This is a genomic window from Burkholderia sp. Ax-1720, assembly GCF_011753035.1.
Taxonomy (GTDB): Bacteria; Pseudomonadota; Gammaproteobacteria; order Burkholderiales; family Burkholderiaceae; genus Burkholderia; species Burkholderia gladioli.
Genome location: NZ_VWWK01000336.1, coordinates 1 through 3210 on the forward strand (window position 1 = coordinate 1; position 3210 = coordinate 3210).

Annotated in this window: 4 protein-coding genes and 1 pseudogene; all 5 read right to left on the reverse strand. The window is 68.0% G+C overall.

The features are described 5' to 3' along the window. Positions 1–485 (reverse strand): histidine kinase (locus tag F3J18_RS36305; protein ID WP_166916974.1); only part of this gene is annotated, 485 nt, incomplete at its 3' end. Positions 486–879: 394 nt separating this feature from the next. Next, positions 880–1650, reverse strand: a complete 771-nt coding sequence (locus tag F3J18_RS36310; protein WP_013699675.1) for a ferredoxin--NADP reductase — start codon at positions 1648–1650, stop codon at positions 880–882. A 235-nt stretch (positions 1651–1885) separates the two neighbouring features. After that, complete coding sequence (locus F3J18_RS36315; protein ID WP_013699674.1) at positions 1886–2692, reverse strand: endonuclease/exonuclease/phosphatase family protein; 807 nt, start codon at positions 2690–2692, stop codon at positions 1886–1888. Positions 2693–2695: 3 nt separating this feature from the next. After that, complete coding sequence (locus F3J18_RS36320; protein WP_345892547.1) at positions 2696–3076, reverse strand: hypothetical protein; 381 nt, start codon at positions 3074–3076, stop codon at positions 2696–2698. Positions 3077–3125: 49 nt separating this feature from the next. Next, positions 3126–3210 (reverse strand): annotated as a pseudogene (locus F3J18_RS38430) (alpha/beta hydrolase); the annotation flags it as partial.

A 3210-nucleotide genomic window follows, 5' to 3' on the forward strand; every position in this document is an offset into this window, starting at 1 on the left:
CAGACCACGCTGGTGCGCAGCCGGGTGCGCGCGCCGAATGCGCCGACCCAGCCCGACAAGGTGCCGACCAGGCCGGCATCGAGCGCGGGCGCGGCTTCGTCGAGCGCGCGGCGGTACGAATCGAAGGCGGCGTCGAGCGCCTGCTGGGCCAGCGCGAGCGCGCGCCGGCAGCCTTCGGGCGCCTGCTCGGGCAGCCAGGTGTCGAGATTGGCGAAAGCGAAGCGCAGGCCGGTGAGATCGGCGCCGAGGCCGTCGTGCAGCTCGCGGGCGAGCCGGCGGCGGGCGGTTTCGTCGGCGGCGGCGAGTTCGGCCGCGAGTTCGGCCGAAAAGGCGGCCAGCCGGGCATCCGGGGCGCGAGGAACGGGCGACGGCGAGTTGGCGGCTGCGGCGGGAATCACGGCGAGGGCAATGGCGGAGCGTGCCGGGGCGGGGCCCGGCTCGGGCAGGGCGCTCGCTGAGGCGGCTGCGATACGCGGCATGTCCATGACGTTCCTTCCGGCGAGAACAGGTTCGATCGGCGACGACCTCGGTGGAGGCCCGATCGGGTAACAAAAGTTACATTCAGTAATACGTGCTTTGACCCTTGGCAAGTATGTCAAGAAGTGTCAAGACGCGGCGAATCATAACTCAGAATAAATGGGAAAGGCGCGCCGGGCGGGGATCGCTCCGGGTAAACAGATCAAAATCCTGACGCCCGTGTCGGAAATATCCGACAGGCAAGCTCGTCTGATTCGACAGATTTTTGTTCGCTCGCCCGTAGGACGAATCGCAAGGGTTTGTAACTGACCGCCGAAAATGTAACTAAACCATATGACGCGGGCATAAAAAAACCGGAGCGCGAGGCTCCGGTTCTTGCCGAGGGCGCGAGGCCGCCGGGGATCAGTCGACGAAGGCGCGTTCGATCACGTAGTGGCCCGGCGCGCTGTTCTTGCCTTCCACCAGGCCGGCCTGCTTGAGCAGCTCGGTGGTGTCCTTGAGCATGGCGGTGCTGCCGCACAGCATCACGCGGTCGTTCTCGGGCGAGAACGGCGGCACCTCGAGGTCGGTGAACAGCTTGCCGGTGGCGATCAGGTCGGTGATGCGGCCCTCGTTGTCGAAGGCTTCGCGCGTGACCGTCGGGTAATAGACCAGCTTTTCCTTGATGATGTCGCCCAGGTACTCGTGACCCGGCAGGTCGTGCTTGATGAAGTCCATGTAGGCCAGCTCGCCCTTCAGGCGGCAGGTATGGGTCAGCACGATCTTGTCGAAGCGGTCGTAGATGTCCGGGTCGCGGATGATCGACATGAAGGGCGCCAGGCCCGTGCCGGTCGACAGCAGCCACAGCGTCTTGCCGGGCAGCAGGTTGTCGGCGACCAGGGTGCCGGTGGGCTTCTTGCCGATCAGGACCGGGTCGCCCACCTTCAGGTGCTGCAGACGCGAGGTGAGCGGGCCGTCCTGCACCTTGATGCTGAAGAACTCGAGGTGTTCCTCGTAGTTCGGGCTGACGATCGAGTAGGCGCGCGCGAGCGGCTTGCCCTCGACCTCGAGGCCGACCATGGTGAATTCACCATTGTTGAAGCGCAGGCCTTGGTCGCGGGTGCAGGTGAAGCTGAACAGCGTATCGGTCCAGTGGTGGACGGACAGGACGGTAGCGGTATCGAATTTGCTCATGGAATACGGATACGAGACGGAAACCGAGGGCACCGGCCCGATCCGCAGACCGGCCGATGGCGGGCGCGTCACTCTCGAAAAGTGCACGCCTACCCGTTAACAGACGTTTGGAGAACCCCGTATTTTACCCTGCCTGGGCGCCGCGCGCGCTTGACCCCGGTGGGCGCGCGGAAATCCGCCCCGGGAAACGGGGCGGGAGCTTTCGGATTCCTGCCCATTGCCGAAGCGCGGCGCTTCAGTCCAGGCGCAGCCGCGCGATATAGGGCAGGTGGTCGGACAGCCAGGCGGTGTCGTCGGTCGGCGCCTGCCACTCCAGCGGGGTCAGGCCGCGCACGAACATCTTGTCGAGCGCCAGCGCCGGCGAGAAGGCCGGGAAGGTGCGTCCCGATTCGCCGAGCAGGGTGGCGACCTCGGACAGGCCGATCTCGCCGAACAGCGGCACCGAATCGTTGCGCCAGTCGTTGAAGTCGCCGGCCAGCACCAGCGGGCCGTCCTGGGCGTGATGCTCGATCCAGTGCGCGATCCAGGTCATCTGGCGCAGCCGCGCGGCGCGCGTGAGCGCCAGGTGGGCGCAGAGCAGGGTGATCGGCGCGGCGCCGGCCAGGGTGGCGCGCGCCACCAGCAGGCCGCGCCGCTCGAAGCGATGCGCGGAGATGTCCCAGCGCCCGCCCAGGTCGAGCGGATGCGGCGAGAGGATCGCGTTGCCGTGCCGCCAGGACGGCTTGAACACATTGGGGCCGAGCGCGATCTGCCAATCCAGCGCGCGGGCGATCTCGGTGGCCTGGCAATGCCAGATGTCGTCGACCGGATCCTCCATCGGCGCGCCGAAGCCCGAGGCCAGCATCGGCCGCGGCATGCGCTTGGCCATCGCCTCCTGCAGGAAGTAGATGTCGGCGTGGGTCGATTCGACCCAGCGCCGCATCGCATTCCAGGCGGTGAAGCCGAGCGGCGAGCGGCCCTTGTGCAGGTTCCAGCTGACCGCGGTGATCTCGTTCGGGGCCGCCTGCGGGGCGGCGAACGGCAGGGCCTGGGGCGCGTGCATGTATCAGCCCTGCACCACGTGGGCGCGGACCTGGTAGAGCAGGCGCGCCTTCTTGTCGGCCGGCGCCCAGTCGGTCCAGCTCTCGGCATGGACCGCCAGGCCCGGGTGGCTGGCCGAGATCTGGCGCGGCGCGAGCGAGCAGCCGTCGCCGTCGTCCAGGGTTTCCTGCGCGTCGATCTGCAGCGTGACCGTGTCGCCCTCGACATAGAGCGGCGCGACCGTCACGGTGCGCGAGCGCCGCGGCTTGACCGCCGCCACCATCGAGGCTTCCTTGCCGGCGCAGGCCGCGCCCAGCGTGACGGGATAGTCGTGCGTATCGGTGCGCGACTGGCCGACCGTGGTGGTCTGGTGGAAGGTGTCGACGGTCTGGCCGTCGTGCAGCACGCGGATCTCCCAGTCGATCGACTGCGGCGCGGCCGGCGTCGAGGCCTGCGCCCGCGCGGCGAGCGGCGATGGTCTGCTTCAGGTAGAGGTCCGGGTCGGCCTCGATCAGCGTTTCCGGGAACGGCGCCGGGCGC

Excerpts from the sequence above, each read along its gene's own strand:
- F3J18_RS36315 (WP_013699674.1), bottom strand. The coding sequence starts at position 2,692 with ATGCACGCGCCCCAGGCCCTGCCGTTCGCCGCCCCGCAGGCGGCCCCG.
- F3J18_RS36310 (WP_013699675.1), bottom strand. The coding sequence starts at position 1,650 with ATGAGCAAATTCGATACCGCTACCGTCCTGTCCGTCCACCACTGGACC.